At 64.7% G+C, this 21884-nt stretch carries 16 protein-coding genes; 2 read left to right on the forward strand and 14 right to left on the reverse strand.

Going from position 1 to position 21884, the window contains the following annotated elements; all coding sequences use genetic code 11:
• Positions 1-118: 118 nt before the first annotated feature.
• From ACWEVR_RS13675 to ACWEVR_RS13695, 5 genes are all read right to left on the reverse strand, one after another.
• Positions 119-826 (reverse strand): hypothetical protein, encoded by a 708-nt coding sequence (locus ACWEVR_RS13675; RefSeq protein WP_452467192.1) that lies wholly within the window; start codon positions 824-826, stop codon positions 119-121.
• A gap of 17 nt (positions 827-843) precedes the next feature.
• Positions 844-2205 (reverse strand): glutaredoxin domain-containing protein, encoded by a 1362-nt coding sequence (locus ACWEVR_RS13680; RefSeq protein WP_452467193.1) that lies wholly within the window; start codon positions 2203-2205, stop codon positions 844-846.
• 595 nt (positions 2206-2800) lie between these two features.
• Positions 2801-3004 carry a hypothetical protein gene (locus tag ACWEVR_RS13685; protein WP_452467194.1) on the reverse strand — a complete coding sequence of 68 codons (204 nt, stop codon included), beginning with the start codon at positions 3002-3004 and terminating at the stop codon, positions 2801-2803.
• A 221-nt stretch (positions 3005-3225) separates the two neighbouring features.
• On the reverse strand, positions 3226-3753 hold the full coding sequence (locus ACWEVR_RS13690; RefSeq protein ID WP_452467195.1) for a hypothetical protein: 528 nt from the start codon (positions 3751-3753) through the stop codon (positions 3226-3228).
• A gap of 387 nt (positions 3754-4140) precedes the next feature.
• A complete protein-coding gene (locus ACWEVR_RS13695; protein WP_452467196.1) occupies positions 4141-4590 on the reverse strand; it encodes a hypothetical protein in 450 nt (149 codons plus the stop codon).
• A gap of 402 nt (positions 4591-4992) precedes the next feature.
• Between ACWEVR_RS13695 and ACWEVR_RS13700 the strand changes: the two genes are divergently transcribed.
• Both ACWEVR_RS13700 and ACWEVR_RS13705 read left to right on the forward strand, forming a co-directional pair.
• A complete protein-coding gene (locus ACWEVR_RS13700) occupies positions 4993-5505 on the forward strand; it encodes a hypothetical protein (protein WP_452467197.1) in 513 nt (170 codons plus the stop codon).
• A gap of 188 nt (positions 5506-5693) precedes the next feature.
• Entirely contained in the window at positions 5694-12146 is a 6453-nt protein-coding gene (locus tag ACWEVR_RS13705; RefSeq protein ID WP_452467198.1) for a helicase-related protein, read from the forward strand.
• Positions 12147-12404: 258 nt separating this feature from the next.
• Here the strand turns inward: ACWEVR_RS13705 and ACWEVR_RS13710 are convergent, their stop codons facing one another.
• The 9 genes from ACWEVR_RS13710 to ACWEVR_RS13750 form a co-directional block, all read right to left on the reverse strand.
• Entirely contained in the window at positions 12405-13448 is a 1044-nt protein-coding gene (locus ACWEVR_RS13710) for a hypothetical protein (RefSeq protein WP_278262826.1), read from the reverse strand.
• Positions 13449-13591: 143 nt separating this feature from the next.
• Positions 13592-15913 (reverse strand): WXG100 family type VII secretion target, encoded by a 2322-nt coding sequence (locus ACWEVR_RS13715; protein WP_452467199.1) that lies wholly within the window; start codon positions 15911-15913, stop codon positions 13592-13594.
• Positions 15910-16260 (reverse strand): type VII secretion target, encoded by a 351-nt coding sequence (locus ACWEVR_RS13720; RefSeq protein WP_278262824.1) that lies wholly within the window; start codon positions 16258-16260, stop codon positions 15910-15912. Before ACWEVR_RS13720 ends, ACWEVR_RS13715 begins: the two co-directional genes overlap by 4 nt.
• A 16-nt stretch (positions 16261-16276) precedes the next feature.
• Positions 16277-16873, reverse strand: a complete 597-nt coding sequence (locus tag ACWEVR_RS13725; RefSeq protein ID WP_452467381.1) for a DUF3558 domain-containing protein — start codon at positions 16871-16873, stop codon at positions 16277-16279.
• Positions 16874-16884: 11 nt separating this feature from the next.
• Positions 16885-17280 carry a hypothetical protein gene (locus ACWEVR_RS13730; protein ID WP_452467200.1) on the reverse strand — a complete coding sequence of 132 codons (396 nt, stop codon included), beginning with the start codon at positions 17278-17280 and terminating at the stop codon, positions 16885-16887.
• Positions 17277-18059 (reverse strand): hypothetical protein, encoded by a 783-nt coding sequence (locus tag ACWEVR_RS13735; protein ID WP_278262822.1) that lies wholly within the window; start codon positions 18057-18059, stop codon positions 17277-17279. The genes ACWEVR_RS13730 and ACWEVR_RS13735 overlap by 4 nt, the downstream gene beginning before the upstream one ends.
• Positions 18056-19702, reverse strand: a complete 1647-nt coding sequence (locus ACWEVR_RS13740) for a hypothetical protein (protein WP_452467201.1) — start codon at positions 19700-19702, stop codon at positions 18056-18058. The genes ACWEVR_RS13735 and ACWEVR_RS13740 overlap by 4 nt, the downstream gene beginning before the upstream one ends.
• A gap of 822 nt (positions 19703-20524) precedes the next feature.
• A complete protein-coding gene (locus ACWEVR_RS13745) occupies positions 20525-21313 on the reverse strand; it encodes an ABC transporter permease (RefSeq protein ID WP_452467382.1) in 789 nt (262 codons plus the stop codon).
• A 170-nt stretch (positions 21314-21483) separates the two neighbouring features.
• The gene (locus tag ACWEVR_RS13750; RefSeq protein WP_452467202.1) at positions 21484-21879 is read right to left on the reverse strand and encodes a hypothetical protein; all 396 of its coding nucleotides are present in this window, start codon (positions 21877-21879) and stop codon (positions 21484-21486) included.
• Between the last annotated feature and the right edge of the window lie 5 nt (positions 21880-21884).

Genomic DNA, 21884 nt, shown 5'->3' on the forward strand with positions numbered 1-21884 from the left:
TGCGGGCATCATCTCGGCGCAGCGCGACCCCCAGCCGCCGCCTTTGCATCCTCAACGTACCGATGCGGGCTTCATGGCTGCTTTTGAGCAGAGGAACGATGCCTAACGCCAGCGGAATTCACTCGGGGTGCTCGGCCTCGGCGCTGCTCACGGTGTCGATGAACGTGCGCCCGTCGCGGTCGATGGTCGTGACGTTCTGGCGGTAGGTTTTCGTCTCGCCGGAGGGCCTACGTTCGAGCACGTCCACAAGGTAGTGGTTGGGTTGCTGTTGGGTGATCGTCAGGCAGTGGACCGTGGAGACGGGGATGGTGTCGATGCCCTTCTGGATCGTTGCCGCCGAGGGCATCGGGGACTCCGGGAGCACCAAGGCGCGGACCTGATCGCCCGAGCGTGCTCCGTAGTACGCGTGCTGGAAGGCGAAAACCGCCGCAGCGCCACTGGCAGTGCCGCCGGGCCCGTTGCCGCGATACACGTTGCCCTCCACGGTGTTCGGGCAAGGGCCGCCCGACAGAAAGTTCGTCGTGGTCGTTGTCGCCACCGTCGGGGTGGCACTCGGCAGGACGGGAAGTGCGGTGTGTGTCCGCCCAGCAGTGCTCAGCCCCAGCGCCAGCGCGCCGAGACCGAGCGCACCCACGGCCGCCGAGATCCCCAGCATCAGATTCCTGGGACGGCGTGTCGGCTCGGGATCTGTGTCGTTGGCGCCCCGCGTCGCCTCGACGGGTTGCGTGGGTTCGGGCACCGGCGTGGGTTCGGAGATCTGTACAGGCGAGAGCACTGGTGTCCAGGGCCCAGAGGCAGGGGCCGACCGATCGGTGGTGGCGTTCATTCTGATCTGCTCCTTGTTCAACGCCCGCGACCGCTGCGATGCGGTGCTGGGGTGGTTGTGGTTGGCGCTGCCGGGGGCAGCGTGGTGCCGGCGAAAGCCGTTGTCGTGGCGATCGGGGTCAACGGTCCGCTGGCGGCCCGCAGCGACTGTTCACCACGGCGCGCCGCTTGTGGAGCGGCAAAGGGTGGCCGTCGGCCATCACCGCGCGCTGCGGCAACATCTGCGCCCTGACTGCGAGATGGCGAGACTGCCGGTTCGGGTGCGCTGGCTTGGTGTACGTAGCGCATGGCCGCCTCTACCACCGCTCCGGTCTTGCGGGGATCGCCGTTGGGAAGCGAGGCCCATTGCGGCGAGCCCAGTTCCGGGATCTCTCCCCTCCGTTGGGCGCTCTGCAAATACGGGGCGGCCCAGTTGCGCACTGTTTCGACGCTCAGGTGGTCTGCCGCGCCGGGGTGAGAAAACCCCGGCTGCACAGCAGCCGCCTCCTGTTCTGCCACGACGTCGGCGCGCAGCACGCCGGACAGCGATTCGAGCTTGTCGGGGCGGAATCCGGTGAACCGAACGTTTCCGGCTTCGACCACGGGGACGCCACGAAATCCCATGCTCAACAGACGCTCTCGCGCATCGGTGTCCTGGCCGAGATCGACGACCCGATAGGCGAACCCGAGGTTGTCGAGCGTGCGTTTGGTGGCGTCGCACTGCGGGCATTGAGGTTTGGTGTAGACGGTGATCTCCACGCCGTCGTGTGGCGTTTCGGTTAGTGGCATGGCTGGCTCCGAAATCTGTTGGTTGTCTGTCGCGCGGGTCGCCGCGGTTTCGATCGCGGAGTCGGCCCCGATCTCTGGGGCCAACACCCACCGCCACCCGGTCTCGGGGTCGAACAAGCGCCGAAACGCGCCTTTCAGGGTGTTCTCGGCCTCGGCGAGGATTGCCTGGGCAGTCGGGAAGCCTTGGTCGAGCTGGATTTCGGTGACCGGCACGAGTTCATCGAAGTCGTGACCGAGGTCGAAATGGTCGCTGAGGTCATTGCCGGTGGCAGCCTCCACGACCACCACTTCCCGCACCAGGCCGATCAAGAGCCTTTTGACGTAGGCGGCGTGGCGGTAGCCAGCCTCGTCGCGGTCGGCCACGATCACCACCCGCGCCGCACCGGCGAGCTGGCGGGCGTGGGCGTGCCGAAAGGCACCCGCCCCCATCGCGTTGCAGGTGGCGACCAGGCCCGCCCCGCGCGCCCGTTCCACGTCCTTTTCGCCCTCGACGAGGAAGATTTCGTCACCGTCGGCGATGGCCTGTGCCACTTCGGGAAGGCGGTAGAGCACCGGGGCGAAACCGCCCTTGTGCCACCGGCCGCCGGCGTCGACCCTGCGCTGGAAGAACATCTTGTGGATGCCACGTTCGTGTGGGACATGTATTCGCACGACTTCGCCGAGCGGAAGGCCACGCTGGTCGGTGTAGAAGTAGGTCGCGGCCTGGTAGCGGGGGCCGACGACTTTGCCGAGACGTCGCTTCTTCGACGGTTTCGCCGGATGACGTGCACGCCGCTGATCCGGTTGCGACTCGGGTCGAGGCGGTCGAGGGCGAGGTGGTGTGCCAGGCTCTCGGACCCATTGCCTGTCCCAGATCGCGTTGCCGGGCAGTCCGATGGTGGCCAGGACCTGCGTGTCGGGGCAGCCGGTGAAGCACCGCACGATGGTCTTGGCCTTGTCCTCGTTGTGGATCAACCCCAGGCTCGGGTCTGTGTCTTCGTGCGCAGGGCAGCGGTACATCGTCCATTGCCCGCGCTGAGACGATGGGCCGGGCAGGCGGTTGTGCTCGAACGCCCACTCGTCGAGAGCGCGTGTGATTCGGGCGAACGAAGCACGCGAGGCGGATGTACCGGCCACGGCCTACACCTCCACAGTTGCTCGGGTATCGAAAGTATCTAAAACAGCTAAACGTCGTCGTGAAGGGCTTAGCCCCCACCGGGCGATCGGCTCAGTGGCGTTTGGTCTGCCCCAGCAGACTCGCCAACGTCATCCCCACTGCTGCGCCCGCCAGGCCGCCCGCGACTCCCCGCGCCACGCGGCCCGGCCTTCTGTGTGCTCGGGATGACCCCGGGTTGGGGCGTCGGTACTTCACGGCGATCACGATGACCGTGATCAGGATGGCAACGGCCGGGTATATCAGCAGGATCGACATGGCCGACCACCTCTTCCTTCGTTCATCGCCCGGCCGATCGCCGGAGCGTGATTCTAATGTATCGAAAGCATCCAAAGGCATTGCCGAGGGTTCGCTGATCGGATGAGATCATGCGCAGGCGCACTGGGCCTGGCGAGCCGCATCGGGCCACTCCTGGAGGAAGGTCAACGCCGTGGTGCCGAGGGAATTGCTGGCGAAGCGGGCGTTGTGCGACCGGATGTTCATCGGCCGCGCCGTGCGACGGCGGCCGGTGGCACTGCTGCGGTGATCGGGGCGGTGCGGAAGGTGAACGGGTCGCTGGCGATCATGTGCGCGTCGGTCCCTCGCGCACTGGCGGCGATCAGCTTCTCGATGTGGCGGGCATGGCGTCGGGCAGTCGAATCGTGGTCGTCGCGGTGGCGAGATTGCCCCTGGGGCAAGCTATCTCGCCGCTCTCCGGCGTCCAAATGTGTATCTGGGGCATCGGCCCGATCGAAATCGTCGTAGTGCGCACGCCACCGTGGGTCGGCGCCGAGTACGCCGCGATGCTCGCGCAGGTAGTGCGCGAGCGCGTTGTCCGCGCGGGCCACGGCTTCGGCGGAGCCGTCGTCGGGGCTGATTCGCACAAGCGCGCCGTGCTCGTCGATGTCGATGTAGGAGGTGGCGTTCGCGGCGTTGTGTGCGTGCTCGAGTACTGCCTCGAGGTAGCGGGCGGTCATGGTGACCGATTCCGGGGTCCTGCGGTCAGTGGAGATGAGTGGATCGGGCATCGGATCTCTGTCCTTTGTCGAGGGTTGGCCGGTTGCTGGGCTCGCGCTCAGAAGCTCTGGCATCTGTTGATGCTAGAGACTCGATTGTATCGAAAGAATCTAAACATTGATCCGGTTGATCGATGTTCGCCAGGTTCGTCCTGGTCAACGGCTTGAAACCCGGTCTTTGCGCTCGGTCGTGCGAGTCGGGCCGCCGGCGGGTTCGGATGCATGGGTGGGGCGCGCGGATGCGTTCGACGGCCGGCGATGTGTTGCTCTTGTCGGACTTGCTGGTGCGGGCGGTCTCGTCGGGGTGTCGATCCGATGGTGTACCGGCTGGAAACGCCCTCGGCGCTCCAAGTTCTTACAAGAACGTGGAGCGCCCGGGAGTACGTGCGGTTTCTTTCGCTAGGGTGCCGCGACCGTGTCGGCGGACTCGATCGGGGTGGCGGGTGTTGTCTCCCGTCGGGGGAGTTGGTCGGCCAGGGCCTCCTCGGCCCAGTCCGACCACGCCGGGTAGAGCTCGGCCTCGGCCCACCAGGTGGCTCGTGCGTCGGCCATGATCTTCGTGTCGCCGCTGTACGAGCGGCGGGGTCGGGTGCCTGCCTGCTCAGGTGGAACGCGTCGACCGGGAGGGAGGCGGTCGGGGGCGGGTTCGTATTCGGTCAACCCCAACTCCGCGCGCTTGCGCGCGGTCTTCGACGCGAAGGCCGCATCGAGCCATCCTGCCCAGGTGGGGAACTGGCGAATCTGCTTCTGCCACTGCTTCTTCGCCTCGGACCAGACCTCGTTGCTACAGGAGAAGTTCGTCCTGCCCTTGGTCTGCTTCTCCGTCTTGTCAGACTGTGCGTCGGCCACGGTTCCCTTCCCTCTCGACGGTAGAACGCGCATCCCGGTCCGGTCGGCTTCTCACCGCAATTCCGATGGTTCCAGTGTATCCAATAGCCCGATCACATCTAAAACGCCGAGCGCCACCGGGTGGTCTGAAGCGCTCCAGATGTTATCGAGTCTTTCGATACATTAGAGTGTATCGAGTTCAGCTGGGGCGATCGTCCCAGGTGGATGCCCTCGACACATCAGCAACAACGGAACCATTGGGGCTGGTGAGATGCGCCGCCCCGCCGTCGAACACGGAGGCGACCATGGCGCGGCGACCGCGAAGAATGCAGATCAGCGAAGACCAGCTGAGCCTGGAGGCGCTATGGGGCGACCCGAACCCGACACCCTCGACCGTCGACCACCGAAAGGACAATGAACGCGATGATCATCGACCAGGTCAGGACCTACTACACGACATACCTGCCGCGAACGACGCAGCTGCTGGAGAACCCGCAGACGCACTTCCAACAGCTGGCAGACCAGATCAGTCAGCGAATCGAGCAGATCTCGACCCGGCTGGAAACCGACGCGATCACCCCCGGACAGCACTACCTGGAACGGGTGGGGACACTGAACACGGTGCGCGCCCAGGCGACGGAGATGGCCTTGGCCGAGCTGCTGTACTCGATGCCCCCGGAGAACCAGGACGACCCGCAACCGAGCCGGACCGAGCGCGACCTGCTGGTGATGCAGCAGGAGGAGCGAGCGGTGGAGCAGCGCCTGGAGATGGAGCCGGGCAGCCCGGAGGCGAGCGAGTGGGATCGCCGGTATCCGCATCTGGTCGAGGAGGTCCACTGGATGCTGAGCGATCACGACGAGTTGACCGCCCAGCAGAAGCGCGAACAGCTGGCGCTGATCCTGGAGAGGCAGGACGCCGCGCGGCCGACGCGGTAGAACTCGGCTCCAGCACGCAGGACACCATCGTCACCGTCGGTGAACGGGACTACCTCATCGACGGCGTGCAGGTGTGGGAAGCCACTCGCGGCGAGTCCACTGGCGGTGACGCGCAGCGGACTCGCCTCCGCGAGGTTGGTACCGCGACCAGCGGCGGCGAAGCCGAGCGTCTGGCACGGGCCGATGCGATGTTCAGTTCGGTCGAATTGGCCACGCTGCGGTGCACGATCGAGGACGAGGCGTACTCCTACGGTGGCTACAACCGGCCACCCGACATCTTCAACCCCTCCACCGCCCCGCGATACCTCACCGAGGGGCCGCTGAAAGCGCTGTCGGCGGGAGAACGATTCGGGCCGACCTGGTTGTGGGTCGAGTGCTACCTGCGCGCCCACCCCGACCTCTACGACGAGACACCCGTCTCAGTCCAAGCCCGCCAGTACGACCGCGCGCACGCCGCAGGGCCGATGGTCAGCGCCGCCGTCGAGCACCTCCGCGCGGGACGTTTCGAACAAGCCCGCACGCTGCTCGACCAGGCTCAGCTCACCAACCCCGCCGACGCCAGCGACTACGTCGAGATGCGCTCACGCATTGAGCGCTTGGCGGGGTTCGTCGACAAACTCGGGCTATCGGCCCACGAACGGTTCGACGGAGTGCACGGTCGACGGGCACACATCGTGGTCGGTGAACACACCTTCCTTCTCGAACCCCAACGCGGCCAGTGGATCGTCCACCCCGCCGCTGCCGATGCGGCGCCGATCACCGAAGCGCTACCCGTGCGCGAAGTCATGCCTCGGATTCGTGCCCATCTGGCTGAGCACCCCGCGCCGACGATCCCCGCCACGGCTGAAAACGTCAGGACCGAAACGAATCTCGATACCCCGAGAACTGATCCGCCAGAACCCGCAGCCCTGGTCGAGGACGCGACGACTCCGTTGCGGATCCTCATCGAGCACACCGCAGAAGGCACGCTGGTCCGCAACACCGACAAAGCGAACCTGCAACTCCGCCAAGCCCTGCACGACGCCAAATTCCAGTGGTCACGCCCCCAGAAGTTCTGGTACCAGCGGCGGGCGACCGACCTCGCCGTGCGCACCCGCCGCGTCGGGTACCTGCGAGCCTCGCTCACCAGGTTCGGCCTACCCTTCACCGAGACCGGCGCCGCGACCACCTCCGACACCGCCGCCCTCGCCTCCGGTCACGCGGACACAACACGGCCGACCGAGCACGCAACACCTGTCGAATCATCGGAGGTTCAGCAGGGTTCGACCGCGCTGGCATCGCCATCAGCAGGCTCCGACGGTGCGGACCCTGCCCCTACCCTGTCCGAGCCGCAGGCACCGAGGGCCGTGCCGGTCACCACCGACCAGTCGCCAGCGACACAACCCCGAACCGAGGCGGCTACAGCAGTAGGGGCCGCTGTGTCCGGCCCGCTGAACGCGGGATTCCGGCGCAGTGAACGGCTTCCTGCACCCGATGTGGACGTCCCCAGATCACCGCAGCGGCGAATCGAGGCGAATCTCGCGGCGATCCAGACACTCCAGGTTCTCGAACGTGACAGCCGTGAACCGACTCCCGCCGAGCGGGAATCACTGGCGAAGTGGACCTCGTGGGGTGCGGTGCCGCAGATCTTCGATAAGGAACGGGACGAGTTCCGCGTCGATGCCGAATCGCTGCGGAACCTGATCGGCAAGGAAGGCTGGAAGCAAGCCAACCGCACCGTTCTCAACGCGCATTACACCGACCCGATGATCGTGCAGGCGATGTGGTCCCACCTCCAGACCCTGGGGCTCACTACCGGCCATGTGCTCGAACCTGGCTGCGGCGCGGGCGCATTCATAGGCCGCGCCCCCGAATCGGTCCGCATGACCGGCGTCGAGCTGGACGCCACCACGGCCCGGATCGCGCAGGCCCTCTACCCGCACGCCGACATCCGCATCGAGTCCTTCGCCGAAACCCGCTTTTTGGAAGGATATTTCGATGCCGCGATCGGCAACGTCCCCTTCTCCTCGACGAGGCTGCGCGACCCGGTCCACAACACCGGCGAGCACGCCCTGCACAACCACTTCATCCTGAAATCGCTGGCGTTGGTCAAGCCCGGTGGTGTGGTCGCGGTGGTGACCAGCTCGTTCACGATGGACAGCCAGAATCCGGCCGCCCGCCGCGAAATCGCCGCCAAGGCCGACTTCCTCGGCGCGATCCGGCTGCCCAACGGCGCGCATCGACGGGTGGCGGGCACCGACGCGCTCACCGACATCCTGATCCTGCGCCGCCGTGATGGCGAGGCACGCCAGTTGAATGGACCGTTCGAGCTGGCGGTCAAAGCCGAGCTTCCGCTCACACGGGGACAAGGAGAGACCGAAACAGTCCTGGTCAATGAGTATTTCCTCAATCACCCGGAGATGGTGCTCGGCTCGTTGCATGCGGGCACCAGCATGTACGGCGGCCTGGCGGTGGAGGTGCTCGGGCACGGTGACCTGGAGCAGCAGCTCGGGGCCGCGCTCGAGCGCATCGTCTCCCAGGCACTGTCCGAGGGCATCAGCCACTGGCCCCGTGACATGGCTCCCGGCGAGCGGCGCGTGGCGGCCTCGGCGCCGGGAGACCCGAAGGAATTCCCCGGCCACCTGCGAGCCTCGGCACGCGGGTTCGAGGCGTTGAGCAGCGACCATATCTACGAAGAGCTGTCGGTCCCTACGACCCAGGCCGAGGAGCTGCGCGCACTGCTGGGTCTGCGTGACATCGCGGTCGCATTGCTCGAGAACGAGGCCGCCACGGCTGAGGACTCCGCCGAAATCGAGGCACTGCGCGCGCAGCTCAACCAGCGTTACGACCGCTACGCCGGGCGGTTCGGGGCGATCAACCGGTGCACCTGGCATCCGACCGGCCGTGTCGATGACGCGGGCGAACCGGTGATGTCGGTACGTCGGCCCCCGGTCATGCGGTTGTTCCGCGATGACCCGCACGCCCCGGTCGTGCTGGCGCTCGAGGACTACGACACCAGCACCGACACCGCGGTGAAGATGGCGATCATGCGCCAGCGTGTGGTCGCGCCGCGCAGCCCGCGGCTGGGCGCGGACACCGCCGAGGACGCGGTGGCGATCTGCCTGGACACCCACGGTCACATCGACCTGCCGGTCATCGCCACCCTGCTCGGCGTCGAAGACGAGGAGGCCCGCGTCAAATGCCGGGGTCTGATCTACCCCGACCCCGCTGAAGACGGACGCTTCGTCCCGGCGCCGGAATACCTGTCCGGCAACGTCCGAGTCCGGCTCGAGCGGGCCCGCGAGGCGGCCGTTACGGATCCGGAAACCTATGGCGACAATGTCACCGCCCTGACTGCGGTCATCCCGCCTGACCTCGGCCCTGCCGAGATCGACGCCCGCCTGGGCGCGGTGTGGATCGAAGCGCCCGATGTGCAGGCGTTCCTGAACGAAATCTTGAACGACGACACGATCACCGTCGAGCACACCAAGGCGGGGGAGTGGAAGGTCACCGGCGGTCGTCGTGGCGTTCTGTCGACTCAGGAATTCGGCACCTCCCGCGTCCCGGCGCCCAAACTCGCTCAGGCCCTGCTGCGCCAATCCCCGATCCGTGTCTACGACCCGGACGAGAACGGTGAGGCGCGCATCCCCAACCCGACCGAGACCGAAGCCGCCAACGAGAAGGCCGAGCAGCTCAACGAGCGGTTCTCCGAATGGGTGTGGGAGAACCCGGTCCGGGCCGCCCGGCTGAGCGAGGAATACAACCGGCGCTTCAACAATCTGGTGCTGCGCAACTACGAGGCCGATGGCAAGATGCTGAGCCTGCCCGGCCTGTCGCGGGTCTACACCCCGCGACCGCACCAGCGTGCCGCGGTCGCGCGCATGATCGCCGAGCCGAACGCCGGACTGTTCCACGCGGTGGGTGCGGGCAAGACCTTGGAAATGGCGATGGGCGTCATGGAGCTCAAACGGCTTGGGCTGGTGAACAAACCGGCGATCATGGTGCCCAATTCGATGCTCGACCAGTTCGCCCGCGAATTCCTCCAGGCGTATCCGCAGGCGCGCATCCTCGCCGCCGGCACCGAGGATCTCGCCGGGGAGAAGCGGCGGCAGTTCGTCGCGCGCGCGGCCACCGGCGACTGGGACGCGATCATCCTGACACGCGGCAGCTTCCAGCGTCTCGAGGTGAGCCGCGAGACCGCGCACTGGTACTTCGATCGCGAGATCGCGCCGCGCCGTGCCTATCTGGCCGAGCTCATGGCCAGTCGAGCCAAGCGCACGACCATCAAGCGCATCGAAAACGCCATCCTCAAATCCGAGGAGAAGCTCAAGCGCAAGCTCGGGGGGCCCACCGATCCTGGCATCACTTTCGAGCAGACCGGCATCGACTACATCGTGGTCGACGAGCTGCACGACTTCAAGAATCTGGCCACTGACACCCAGATCGAGTCCGCGGCCATCGCGGGCAGCCAGCGAGCGCAGAAGCTGCACATGGTGCGCGAATATCTCGCGAACAAGCACAACGGGCGGGCGATCACCGGTGCCACCGCCACCCCGCTGGCGAACTCGATCACCGAGGTGTATGTGGTGCAGCGTTACCTGCGCCCGGACCTGCTCGAAGAGGCAGGAATCCGCAATTTCGACGAGTGGGCGGCCACCTTCGGCAAGACCAAGACCGAGCTGGAGATGTCGGTCGACGGAAACTCCTGGAACCTCAAGACCCGGCTCGTGGGCTTCCGCAATGTGCCTGAGCTGCAACGCATGTTCCACGTCGCGGCCGATGTGAAACTGCCCGAGGACCTGAATCTTCCGGTGCCAAAGCTCGCCCGTCGTGCCGATGGGCAGCGTGCACCGGAGATCATCTCGGTACCAGCTACCGACACCCAGCTCGAATACGTCCGCGATCTCGGGCACCGAGCCATGCTGGTGCGTTCGCGCACGGTCGACCCAGCGCGCGACAACATGCTCAAGATCTCCTCCGACGGTCGTGCCGCCGCTCTTGACCTGCGCCTTGTCAAGTCGCTCGGTCTCGGCGCTCGCTCGGTCTCGGCGCACGAGGACCGCCCGATGTTGGACGTGGCGGAGGGAGGTGCCATCGCCGGATACCTCCACGCGAAGTCGCCGAGTCCGGCCACGGCGAGGTACGTCGCGCTGTATTCGGCGATGTCGCGCCACGAGCCGGACGACGAGGTCGGTGAGGATCAGTTCGGCCTCAAGCTCGAAGCGGCAGCGGACTGGATGTTCGACAAATGGCAAGCCGCCAAGGACCAGGTCTTCCTCGGTCGCGACGGCCAGCCCCACCCTCGCCGCGGCGGTCTCGTCGTGGCGTTCTGCGACCTGGGGACGCCGGGCGAGGACTGGAATGCCTACGACGAACTCAAGACCAGGCTCATCGCACGGGGCGCGCCGGCGGACCTGTTCGCCTACATCCACGACGCGAAGAACGACAAGGCCAAGGCGGCGCTGTTCACCAAGGCCCGCAACGGCAGCATCCAATTCCTGTTCGGCTCCACATCCAAGATGGGCGTCGGCGTGAACATCCAGGATCGAATGGTCGCCATGCTGCACGTCGACTGCCCCTGGCGGCCAGCCGACATCGAACAGCGCGACGGGCGCGGCATCCGCCAGGGCAATCAGAACGCTGAGATCGCTGTTGCCCGCGCCGTCACCGAGGGCACGTTCGATGCCCGCATGTGGGCGGCCCAGTCGAGAAAGGCGGCCATGGTCAACCAGTTCCTGAAAGGCTCGCTCACCGCCCGAGAGATCGACGACATCGGCGACGCGGCGCTCAACGCCAACGAGGCCCTCGCTATCGCCAGCGGCAACCCGCTGGTGCTGGAGAAGGCCGAAGTCGACATCGAGGTCACGAAACTCGATCGCTTGCGCCGAGCCCACCAACGCAGCCAGTCCATGCTGCAGATCCGTATCCGCGATGCTGACAACGCCATCCCCGCCCTCGAAAGCGAGATCGATGCTTACACCCGAGCCATCGCGCACCGGACACCGACCAAGGGTGATGCGTTCGCCGCCAAGATCGACGGTCGATACTTCGACCACCGCGGCGAGGCCGGTGACGCACTCGCCGCACGACTGTCCAAGCTGACTCAGGACCCCCGCTCGGTCTGGAAAGTCTTCTCCGACCAAGGGGTAGCGGAGATCGCCGGCTTCGTCCTCGATGCTCGCACCGTACCCACCGGCCGAGAAGTCCATGTCGAGGTGGTGTTCTCCGATATCAGCAGCGACCTCTACGTCACCGTCGACAAGAAGACCCTGGAAAGGGGCGGTGCAGGACTGATGATCAGGCTCGAGAACGCGGTCAACGGCCTGGACAAGCGACTCGACATCGCGACGAGCCGACTGGCCACCGAGCGCTCCGAACGCGAACGCTCCGCACAACGCTTGGGCAAGCCGTTCGAGCACGCGGAGCGCCTCGATGGACTACGGGAACGGCAGAAGGCGATCAATCAGGAACTGCTGGGCAGCAAGGACTCGCAGCCGGAGGCAGGACCGACCGGGGCGTCGGAGTCACCCGTAGAACTCGAGCGCATCCAGTCGGCCGCGGTGCACGACTTTGCGAGAGTGGCGGGTCGGGTCGACGGTACTGCGGTAGACAACGGTGCAGGCACCGGCTCGATTCCCGCGGGTCGAGGACGGGGGCGGTGAACTCAGCCTCCGTTATGGCGATGATGTCCGCTGCCTGCGAGGAACGTGCTGGACGCAGCCGGCGAGCGCGCGAGCAAACGAGCACAGTCCCGTCGTGAGGATGGCCGATTCGGCAACCCTCGACACCTGAAGACCCTCACCAACTATCGAGGAAGGTGAGGGTCTTCTGGGGTATCGGAAGGCTTGACCTTGATGATTGCTTCCGACGATGAGCCTACGCCATTCGGACTCGAAGCGCAGATCAGAGGTGTGCGGGTGCTATCGCATCACTGCATTGTACCCGTCTATGAGCGACTGAGAATCGCCTACTCGTCCTAATAGTTCATTCAGATCGGGTGTTAAATTGGGGCTGGTGGAATCTCCGGACCCCGACAAGTCCTTCCATGGTCTCAGCTTTCCATCCTCAAACAATTCACTGTACTGTGCTTGAATTTCTGGCGAAATATTCATTCGAGACAGTATGTAATAGTGAGCTTGGGTAAATGCGAGCAACGGAAATCTGGAACCGATACATTCCAGCGATACCCCGAACGTGTCAGCATCCTGCGCGAGGTTCCCGCGTACCCCCTGTGCTCGGTCACCCGGCTGCGTTAATGCCTCTGCTTTTCGTTGACACGCGGACTTCTGGGTATTGTCCCCGATCGAGTCGGACATCCCCAATGATGTCCCACGATCTATGACACCGGTCAGTGCACCTGCCCACGTGAGATTCCGCGCTGCGCCTGGAGCATGGGGATCGCTGGCATACTTTTCGGCGTACTGAAGTGCCAGTTCCTGGGCGTCGCGTATGAGCCGCTTTCCCGCTATCTCGTCCGTATTGGCGAGTGCGAACATTCGGACGGCGCCGCTGAACGAGTTGTCACGGTCGGGGTCCGGCCAGGTCGAGCCCGGAAGCGGCTCCGGGGGGAAGCCTGGCAGTACATCGGTACGGTAGTCGCCTACCATCGCACCCAAGTACGGCGACAGACTCACTGCGAGCGTGCGCGCTGCCTCCGGGTTGCGCGCGCCCGCCGTCTCGCCATCGCCGACATCCTCGAATTTCTGCCACTGCTCTTGAGGGGAGAGCCATTGACCGACCGACCACATGGTCGCTCCGGATCTCTGCGCGGTCTCAACGTCGTTGGCATCGTAGGGATCGTCCACGCGAGCCTCACCCTCGTCGAAAGCGAAGACAGCAGCAGCCGCCTTGCCGTCGTCGGACCAGTTGCGGGTGAACGCGTCAGTGACTGAGGCCGCGTCGAGTGAGGTTGAGGTAGGTGGTGGCTCGGTGCTGTCCCAACATCCGGCAACGAGGGCCGCCACGGCACACATCATAGGGATGAGGACATTTCGACGGTCGCGGCGCCACGTCGCCAGTGTCCAACGGTTCGTCGTCGCAGCCTCGCCGCGCTCGAATCCCCACCGCGTGGGCGTGCGCACGGCATGCCCCTTCGCTCTGCGGTACCTCATGACGCAGCCCCCAAGGTTGCCCGGTTGTATGCGTTGACAAATACTTGTGGGTCGCCGACTCGTCCCATGAGCTCATTCAAATCCGGCGTGAAATTCGGGCCGGACGAGTCTCCGGTTCCTGACAATTCCTGCCAGGATTTGAGTGTGCCGCCGTTAAAGAGCTGCGGATACTCGTTCCGAAGGTCTTGCGAAATATCCATACGGGTAAGCACTTCATAGTTTCGCAAAGTGAAGTTCGGTGGGCGAAGCTCAACATCGCCAGTCGCGGTGGGCGCAGCGCCGATGATCGCATCTTTCAACGGATTTCCACCGCCGTCGGCGACCCGGTTGAATCCCTCGGCGATCAATGGGTTCGCACCTGCGCCAAGTCCGGTTCCTGTCGCCAAGAACTGTGTTCCGGCCTTCAATGCGTCATAAGCGGCAGACTTGCGAGCGTAGGCTTCCTGGGCGATATCATTCTTGTTGTCGACAGAGGCTTGTAGCCCATCTTGCAGGCCGCGATCGGATATTCCATTTAGCGCACCTGCGAACTCGAGATTCCTTTCGACACCGCTGCGCTGAGGGTTCTGGGCGTAGTCGGCCTCGTATCGCAGCACCTGTTCCATGGCGGCACCAGTGAATTGCTTTCCCGCCACCTCATCGGTATTCATGAGCGCGAATACTCGCCGCGACCCGTCGAAGGTCAGGCGGTTATCCGGGTCGATCCAGCTCTTCCCGTCGGGCATGGTGTCGAACCCCGGAAGGTCAGTACGGTGATTGTCGCCTGCGAGCGCGCTGACGTAGGGGGACATGCTGGTCGACAGCCCTTGTATCAGGGCGGGGTTGCGTTCTCCAGCTGATTGGTTGTCGCCGACGTCGGCGAATTTCTGCCACTGCTCATCGGTGGAGACCCATTCGCCTACCATGCTCATGATGTTGCCGGTTCGGTGTGCGGTTCCGACGTCGACCGGGTTGTTCGGGTCGGTGACGACGGCGTCGCCGTCGTTGAAGGTGAACAGGGTCGAGGCGGCTTTGCCGTCGTCGGTCCAGTCGTGGACGAGCATGTCGGTGACGAAGTCTTTACCCTGGCCGCCGCTGAGGACTTGTTCGACGGCGATCTTGTCGTCGCCGACGGCTTGCATGATCGGTTCGGTGACCGGGGTGCCGCTGAAGGGTTGTCCGTCGACGGTGAGGGCGGTGAACGCTTTGTCCGGGTCTTGTTCCCATGCGACCTGGGCGTTGAGGTATTGGCGGCCGACGTCGAGCAAGTTCCGGTCCAGGGTGCTGCCCTGCTGGTAGCGGTCATCACCTGCGGAAACGATAGCCGCGATGGCCTGGTTGTCGGCCACACCGTTGAGCTTCACCGTGTCATATCGGTAACCCTGGCCCACCTCGGTCCCGGTGACGACGAGGTCGTCACGGGTCAGCGACTCACGAACCTTGGTCGGTAGTTTGTCGAAGCTGCCGTTGCCCGCCGGTCCGGCTTTCACGCGTTCGTTGGACACCAGGTTGAGGCTGTTCGACAAGGCCTGTTTGCCTTCGGGTGGCAGCTTGTCCATGATCTGCTGGATTTCCTGAGGGCTCTTGCCGTCGAGTCCGCGCGCGAGTTCGGTCATGTACTGCATGGTGGAGGCCGGGACCGTGATGTCCTGGCCGGCCTGCAAGGCGGCCAGTTGGTCGGCCGGCAAGGTGCCCGCGTCGACGAGTCGCGCGACGTCGGCGGGGCTGAAGGTTCCGTTGACCAAGTCGGTGGCATCGGCGCTACCCTGGCCGGTGCCCAGTGCTGCCGCGCTGGTGAACATCGCGGGCAGTCCGGCGGCCTTGAGTTCGAGTTGCTGGCGCAGGCTGTCGTCGGCGGATTTCGCCGCCGCCGCACCATCATTGAGGTCGACCGCCAGGCGGAGGATCGCGAGTTGGTCTGTCTCGGGGAGTTCTTTGAACGTCTTGCCGTTGACCATCATCGAGGTGATCCGGCTGCAGAACAAGCTGACCGAGGTGTCGCCGGAAGGGTTGTACCCCTTGTCGCGGAGTCCGGCCAGACCGCCCTTGGCGCGTTGCAGGGCGGCTTCGATGCCGTACCAGTTCTCGTTGAGAAGAGTCGACAGACCCCGTACCTGATCGGTCATGTCGGCCAGGTGCCGTCGATCCTCACCGGCACGCTGCTGGGCGGCGTCGGCGGCCGAACCCTGCCAGTAGCCACCATCGGTGGTGCGGACCAGGGCGTTGGCGTACCGGTCGAAGACTCCGTCGAGGGCGTTGGCGAGGTTCGTCCATTCCCCGGCGACCTCGACAAGGTCGTGCGGGCGCCAACCGTGGAGTTGATCGAAGGTCAAACTCATTGCGCAGCCTCCGAAGTCCAAGCGCCCGTGGTGTTGTTGTACAGCGCCACGAGTTGATCGCGGGCGGACTCGTCCTGGTCCTTGAACGTCGTCGCCGTGTGTGACATCGCTTGGGCGACGCTGACCAGGCGGGCCTCGGCCCCTTCCCGCAAGGCGTCGTGCAGCAGGGTCGTCGTGATCGTGATGGCCTTCTCGTGCGAGGCCATCACCCCACCGGGGCGCCCCGTACCGAATGCCTGCACCGCACCCTTACCGCAGGCGACCGCGCCCGCTTCCTGCGCCAAGCCCTGCACGACGCCGCTGAGCCGATTCAGCTCGTCGATATCGGCTTTCAAACTGTCCGCCACCGTTCCCCCTTCATCTCTACTTGTCCGGCAGTGTTGCTTCGACCGCTGCGGCGGCCTCAAGGATGTGATCACAGGCGCGCCATGTGGTCTGCGGTGAGTCGGACAAATTGACCTGGATTACTCCGTCTGGACCTGACATCGCGATATGACACGCACCAGCGGTCGTAGAGGAGTACGAGATCGCTGGACGGCCACCGACGACGATGTCTTGGGAGTCCTTGAACTCCTTGGCCCGGAACTCGTCCAACGTGATACCAGAAGACCACACGGTCAGGCCGCCTACACGGCTCATTCGATCGCTGAATCGAGCCTTCTCGAGGCGGTCGAATTCGCAACCGATGAAGGCGTAGTCCTCGAAGACGTAGTCGTTGCGTTCACGGGTTTCGACCGCGAAGCCGAGCGTTTCCGGGACTGAATCCGGCACTGTGAAGCACGGATCGTATTTGACGGTGATTCCGGCCCGGGATGGCTGATGTGGTGCCGGTTCTACGGTGACCCGCATCGGTACCGCTGTAGTCGATGGAGTATCAGGCGAACCAGACGGCTGCGGGCCGCTGGTTCCGCAAGCGGCGAGAATGTATGTCGCGCAACAGGCTAGGCCAACAACCATCATGTTGCGTGTGATCACGACGGGCTACCTATCATGCTCGCCTGGTGTTGGAGTCGTCGCTGGTTCAACTCATCAACTTCGGTCGTCATCTTTCCAGCGATCAGAAATCCTTCTTGGACTTCGAAAATTCCATTGATGAGCTGGTCCAGCACGTGCCGGCCCTCGGTGGCCTTCCAGATGAACCCGGCGCGGAGTTCTTTGGATGAGTCGAATCCGCCGAAGCTTCCGACGCCCTCGGCGTCGCGTAACGATTCGCGTATCTCGATGATCTCGTCAATCATTTGGTCGTACCATTCGACGATCGCGCGTACTCCGTCAGGGTTGTACTCGAACGTGCCGTTCGTGGCGACTTCTTTGAACGCTCCGATTTGCGCCTGTCCGTAGTCGATTTTGGGTAGTTGTCCGCTCATGACACATTCCTTCCTTGATGGCCTGACCTGAGACCGGCGTGGCGACGGAGTTCCCGCACGATCCGGTCGGCCGAGGCGGCTGTGACGATGGTTTCGTGGTTGCGTATCTCGACCAGGTAACGGCCGGAGGCGAAGTGCCCGGGTGGGATATCGATCCAGGACAGATAGCGAGGTGGCCACGGATGCGCGCTGGTCGGATCGCGTTCGATCACCAGTTGCCCCTCGGCGCTGCGACGTAATCGGGCGAGTCTGCGGATTCTCTCGTCTACCGGCAGCCTCCCGTCAGCGGTCCTGAGCTGGCTGGTGGGTGATTCATCGCCACGGACTCGTGGCGTGTAGCCGAGCATCGACCCGGCGCCACCGGGTGCGGCGCGCGGCATGGTTGCCACGACGTGCGCGGCGGCGGCGAACGGGTCTGCCAAGGCGAGGCGAAGTGGTCCGCTGTGCTCGCGGGGGCCTGGCTGTTGGTGCAGGATGACCGCTACCCGGTCGCCGATAGCGGCGTGGGTGCGGATCTCGTTGCCGTCGGCGGTGGTGCCGAAGCAGCGGATCCGGCTGTCGGGGTGGGCGAGGGTTTCGAAGACCGGACGTAGAGCCGCGACAGCGGGTGCGGGGAACCGCCGCTCGAATTCTCGTGTCTGCCGGGCGTATTCGACCGTGGTTGTCGCGGTCTCGGTGATACGTAACGGGTCTGGGAAGTCGAACTCGTCACCACCGGCAGCGGTCCGCCACAGCCAGGCGAACTCATCGGTGGTGAGATCGATGGAACTCGACCTCACCGCGGACCAGGCTCTGGCTCGACCACACTGCCAGCGGCGCCAGCGTCGGTACTTGGTGGAGCCCAATTGTATTCGCTGAGCAGGGCCGCGATTTCCGCCGAGACCGCGGAAGGCTCGGCATCGGTCTCCGTGCTCGGTGACCGATCAGGCGGTGCGGGCTCCGAAACCGCGGCGGGGGCGACGGTTGGCGGCGCGTCGCCGGCGCTGTTGTACGGTCCCGGTTCTAGCGATGCTGGAATCGGGTGTGGGCTCGGCGGTGCCGATGGCGGCAGTGTCGGCAGCGTGGGGTGCGCCTGAGTTGGGTTCGGCGCGGCGGCGATAGCTTCGCCGCCGATGACCGAGTCATAGGTGGTGATGCCCTCGAGCCAGTCGGGCTGGACCTGCCTCAGATACTCCGGGGCGGTATGTTCGTCGTCTGGTTCGCCGCGTCGCTGTCCCGCTCCCGAGCCCATCGGCCCCATCATGGGTGACATCGACGGTCGCGCCGCTGAACCGCCGACGGCAGCCGACACGGCACCACCGGGTGACGGTTGCCCGGGAATCGAGGCACCTGGCGCGCCTCCCAGTGGTCCGCCCGCGCCGGGGGTCGCGCCGGGAGAACCACTGCCGAACGGTGATGCCGTTCCACCTGGTGGAATCGAGCCTGGTGAGACGGTCGTCGGTACGGTGCCCGCTGGCGTGGTCTGCGCAGGTTCGGTCGAGGGGTCGCCCTCGGAGCCCATACTGGACTGGTCTGACGCCGCATCCGACGAACCGTCCGCATCGGCCTGATCGCCGGTGCCGGCGGGCGTATCGTCTTCGGTGGTAGGTGTCGTGGGCTGGTCGTCTTCCGGTGTGCCGGTCGAGGGGTCACCGGTCCCGGTCGGCTGGTTCGTGTTTGCTGGTGCGCTCGAATTCCCTTGGCCGCCACCGTCTCCAGCCAGTGCGGTGGGGACGAAGGTGTAGGCGGGAACACCTGATCCGGCAGGCGGGTAACCGGGCTTATAGATCGTGTTCATCGCGGCGACGTTCTCGGCTTTGACCCGGTTCTCGGCTTCGCGGTCCACGGTGACGGTCTCGGGGTTGGCGATGCCGGGGATCAAAGATTGGATGGGGTCGTCCGGGTCGATGACGACCATCGGCGTCGGCGGTTGCTGCACAGCCTTGCGGACCGCTTCGGCGGTGTAGTAGAGCTGTTCGGCGCGACCTGTCACCGCCGAGAACACCTGGGAGATCTGGTTGGCGACCTGACCGAGCCGGATCGCCGCCGCTGCCGCCGCGTCTCCGGCCTGCCCGGTAAGCGCGCCCTCGTTCAGTAATGCCAGCACCCGCGACTGCATACCGACCGACACCGACCCCAGGTCGGTGGTCGCCGACTTCCAGACCGTGCGCATCGTCGCCAGGCCGGTGACATCCATCCCGCCCTCCCCGTGCACCGAGCTGTAGAGCTGCTGGGCGGGTATACCTTCGAAACGCTCCTCGGTGACGGCGTAATCCGAATCCGTGCCCGCGCCCAGACCGATGAGTGCTTCGGTGGCGGCCTTCACTCGCTGCTGAGTCGCGCCCAACTGTGCGACGACCTGCTGCTGTGCCGTGCTCGGTATCCCACCGACACCGAGAATGATCGGCAGGACACCACCGTTCTCGCCGGAGTCATCGCTCATCAGCCCGCCCCCTCACTCTGTCTGTGCTCACCTGCCTGGAAGATGCTTCCATAGACTTGGACGCACCCGCGCCCGCTTCGGTTCCCTCGATCCACAATCAATTCCACCGCGCCGCGTGGTGAGCGCTCTCGATCGCGGTCCGAGTCAGCTTCGCCTGCGCGGCGACCTGCCCCACCTCATCCACCATGCTCCGCGCGTCGCGCAGGTACGCCGCGAGCGCTGCCACTGCGGCAACGGCGCCGTGGCGATGGGCGTGCTCGTCGACCTGCCCAACATCGCTCGGTCGATCGCATCGCGCGACCGCAGTGGCCCGTCGGGCGAGCTATCCCAACACCCCCCTGAAAGGACACATCCCCGGGCTCGTGGATCCGGCAGCGAACTCGCTGGCCGGGGCACTATTGGTTGCCCGAAAACTGCTGATCAGCGATTTTCAACCAATCCGAAATCGGTCAGGCTGCGCCGTCTGCCCCGCGAAGATTGAGGCTAGACACTCCCAGTTAGTTTGCTCGGTTTCGATGCCGGATGATGCTCATGATGCGCCCTCCCGCCGCCCGCGACGAGTAGCCCGCCACTGCAAGCATCAGTACAACCGTCAGGAGCGACAAGATTGAACCGTGGCCGCCGGTGAGCTCCCCGACGACACCGAGGCTGGTCAAGGCTATGCACGGGATAAGGATCCCTGCGACGAGCAATGTACTTGCAGCGCCCAGACCCATCCGGTTAACGCGCGCATTGAGCCCGGCCAGCACCTTCCAGCCCGAACCGTCTGACGCCGACATCAGATGCCCTTCCGTTGATTCCTGGCTGAATTCGTTATGGTTCTCAGCGGCTGACTGCCTTCTTGTATTGGGCGATTGCCAAGGGGACGAAGACAATCAAAATGACCGCGGACCACAGCAGCGAGGCGACCACCGGATGCTGCATCGGCCACGCGGATGAAGTTGGCATGGCTGGACTTGTGTTGCCGAACAACTGGCGTGAAGCTTCGACGACTGCTGAGACCGGGTTCCATTCGGCGATCGCTTTGAGCACTGTCGGCAGGCGATTGGGGTCTACGAAAGTATTAGCGACGAAGGTTGCGGGAAATATGATGATGAAGACCGCGTTGTTGTAGACCTCGGGAGTCCGGATCGCGATACCCACCAGTGCCATCACCCACGAGAGCGCGTACGCGAACAGCAATAGAATCGCGAATCCGGCTAACGCTTCCAAGAGGGAAGTCCGGATTCGCCACCCTACGAGCAGCCCGGTTAGCGCCATCACTACGAGGCTGATGACATTGATGAATACGTCACTTACTGTGCGCCCCAGCAACACCGCGCTCGGCGACATGGGCAGAGAGCGGAACCTGTCGATGATCCCGTTCTTAATATCTTCGGCCATTCCGAGCCCGGTCCATGTACTACCGAAGATCACAGTCTGGCCGAAAATTCCCGCGATCAGGAACTCGCGATAGCCAACGCCCGGCATGTCGATCATGCTCCCGAGCACATAGGCGAACAGCAGCACGAACATGATGGGAGACAGTGTTGTGAATACGAGGAGGTCGGGCACTCGTCTGATCTTGATCAGGTTTCGCTTGGCGATGGTCGTACCGTCCATCAAGACCATGGTGACGGCATTCACGGTGCACTCCTTCGAACCTCGAGCGTCGGCTCGATCTCCACGTTACGTTCACGGCATGATCGCAGTTTCACTGACCGAAGTATGTCCGATGGCACCGACAAGTGCGGGCCTCGGAGACTGCCCCCGGGTGTTACCGGTGTTCTCGTTGCGACATGCTACGCCAGCGGAGACGGTGTGCCATGTGGTTTTTTGCCCCGCCGGTCCTCGTAGGCGCGACCGAGGCTCGGGAGTGTGGACGGATCGGCCGGACCGAACACCGTGGCCTCTACCTGGAACCAGTCCATGACATGCGGGGGTGTGCCGATGGGCCCGGTACGCCCGTCAGGCAGGCGCGGAAGCTTGTCCAACGCGATATCGTCGGGCGAATCTACCAGGTAGACCGCACCCCAGATCCCCCTTCTCTCGTCCGAGATCCAAGTCTTGAGCCTCACCCCTGGCAGCTGTGCGTAGTCGGCCGCAGCTTTGGTTGCCACCCACTCGCGTAGTTCGGCGAACGTCAAGTCCGGTCGGTCGAGTTTCTGCAACTTCCAGGCGAGCACGCAAACATACATATCGC

This window comes from Nocardia sp. NPDC003979 (assembly GCF_053605015.1).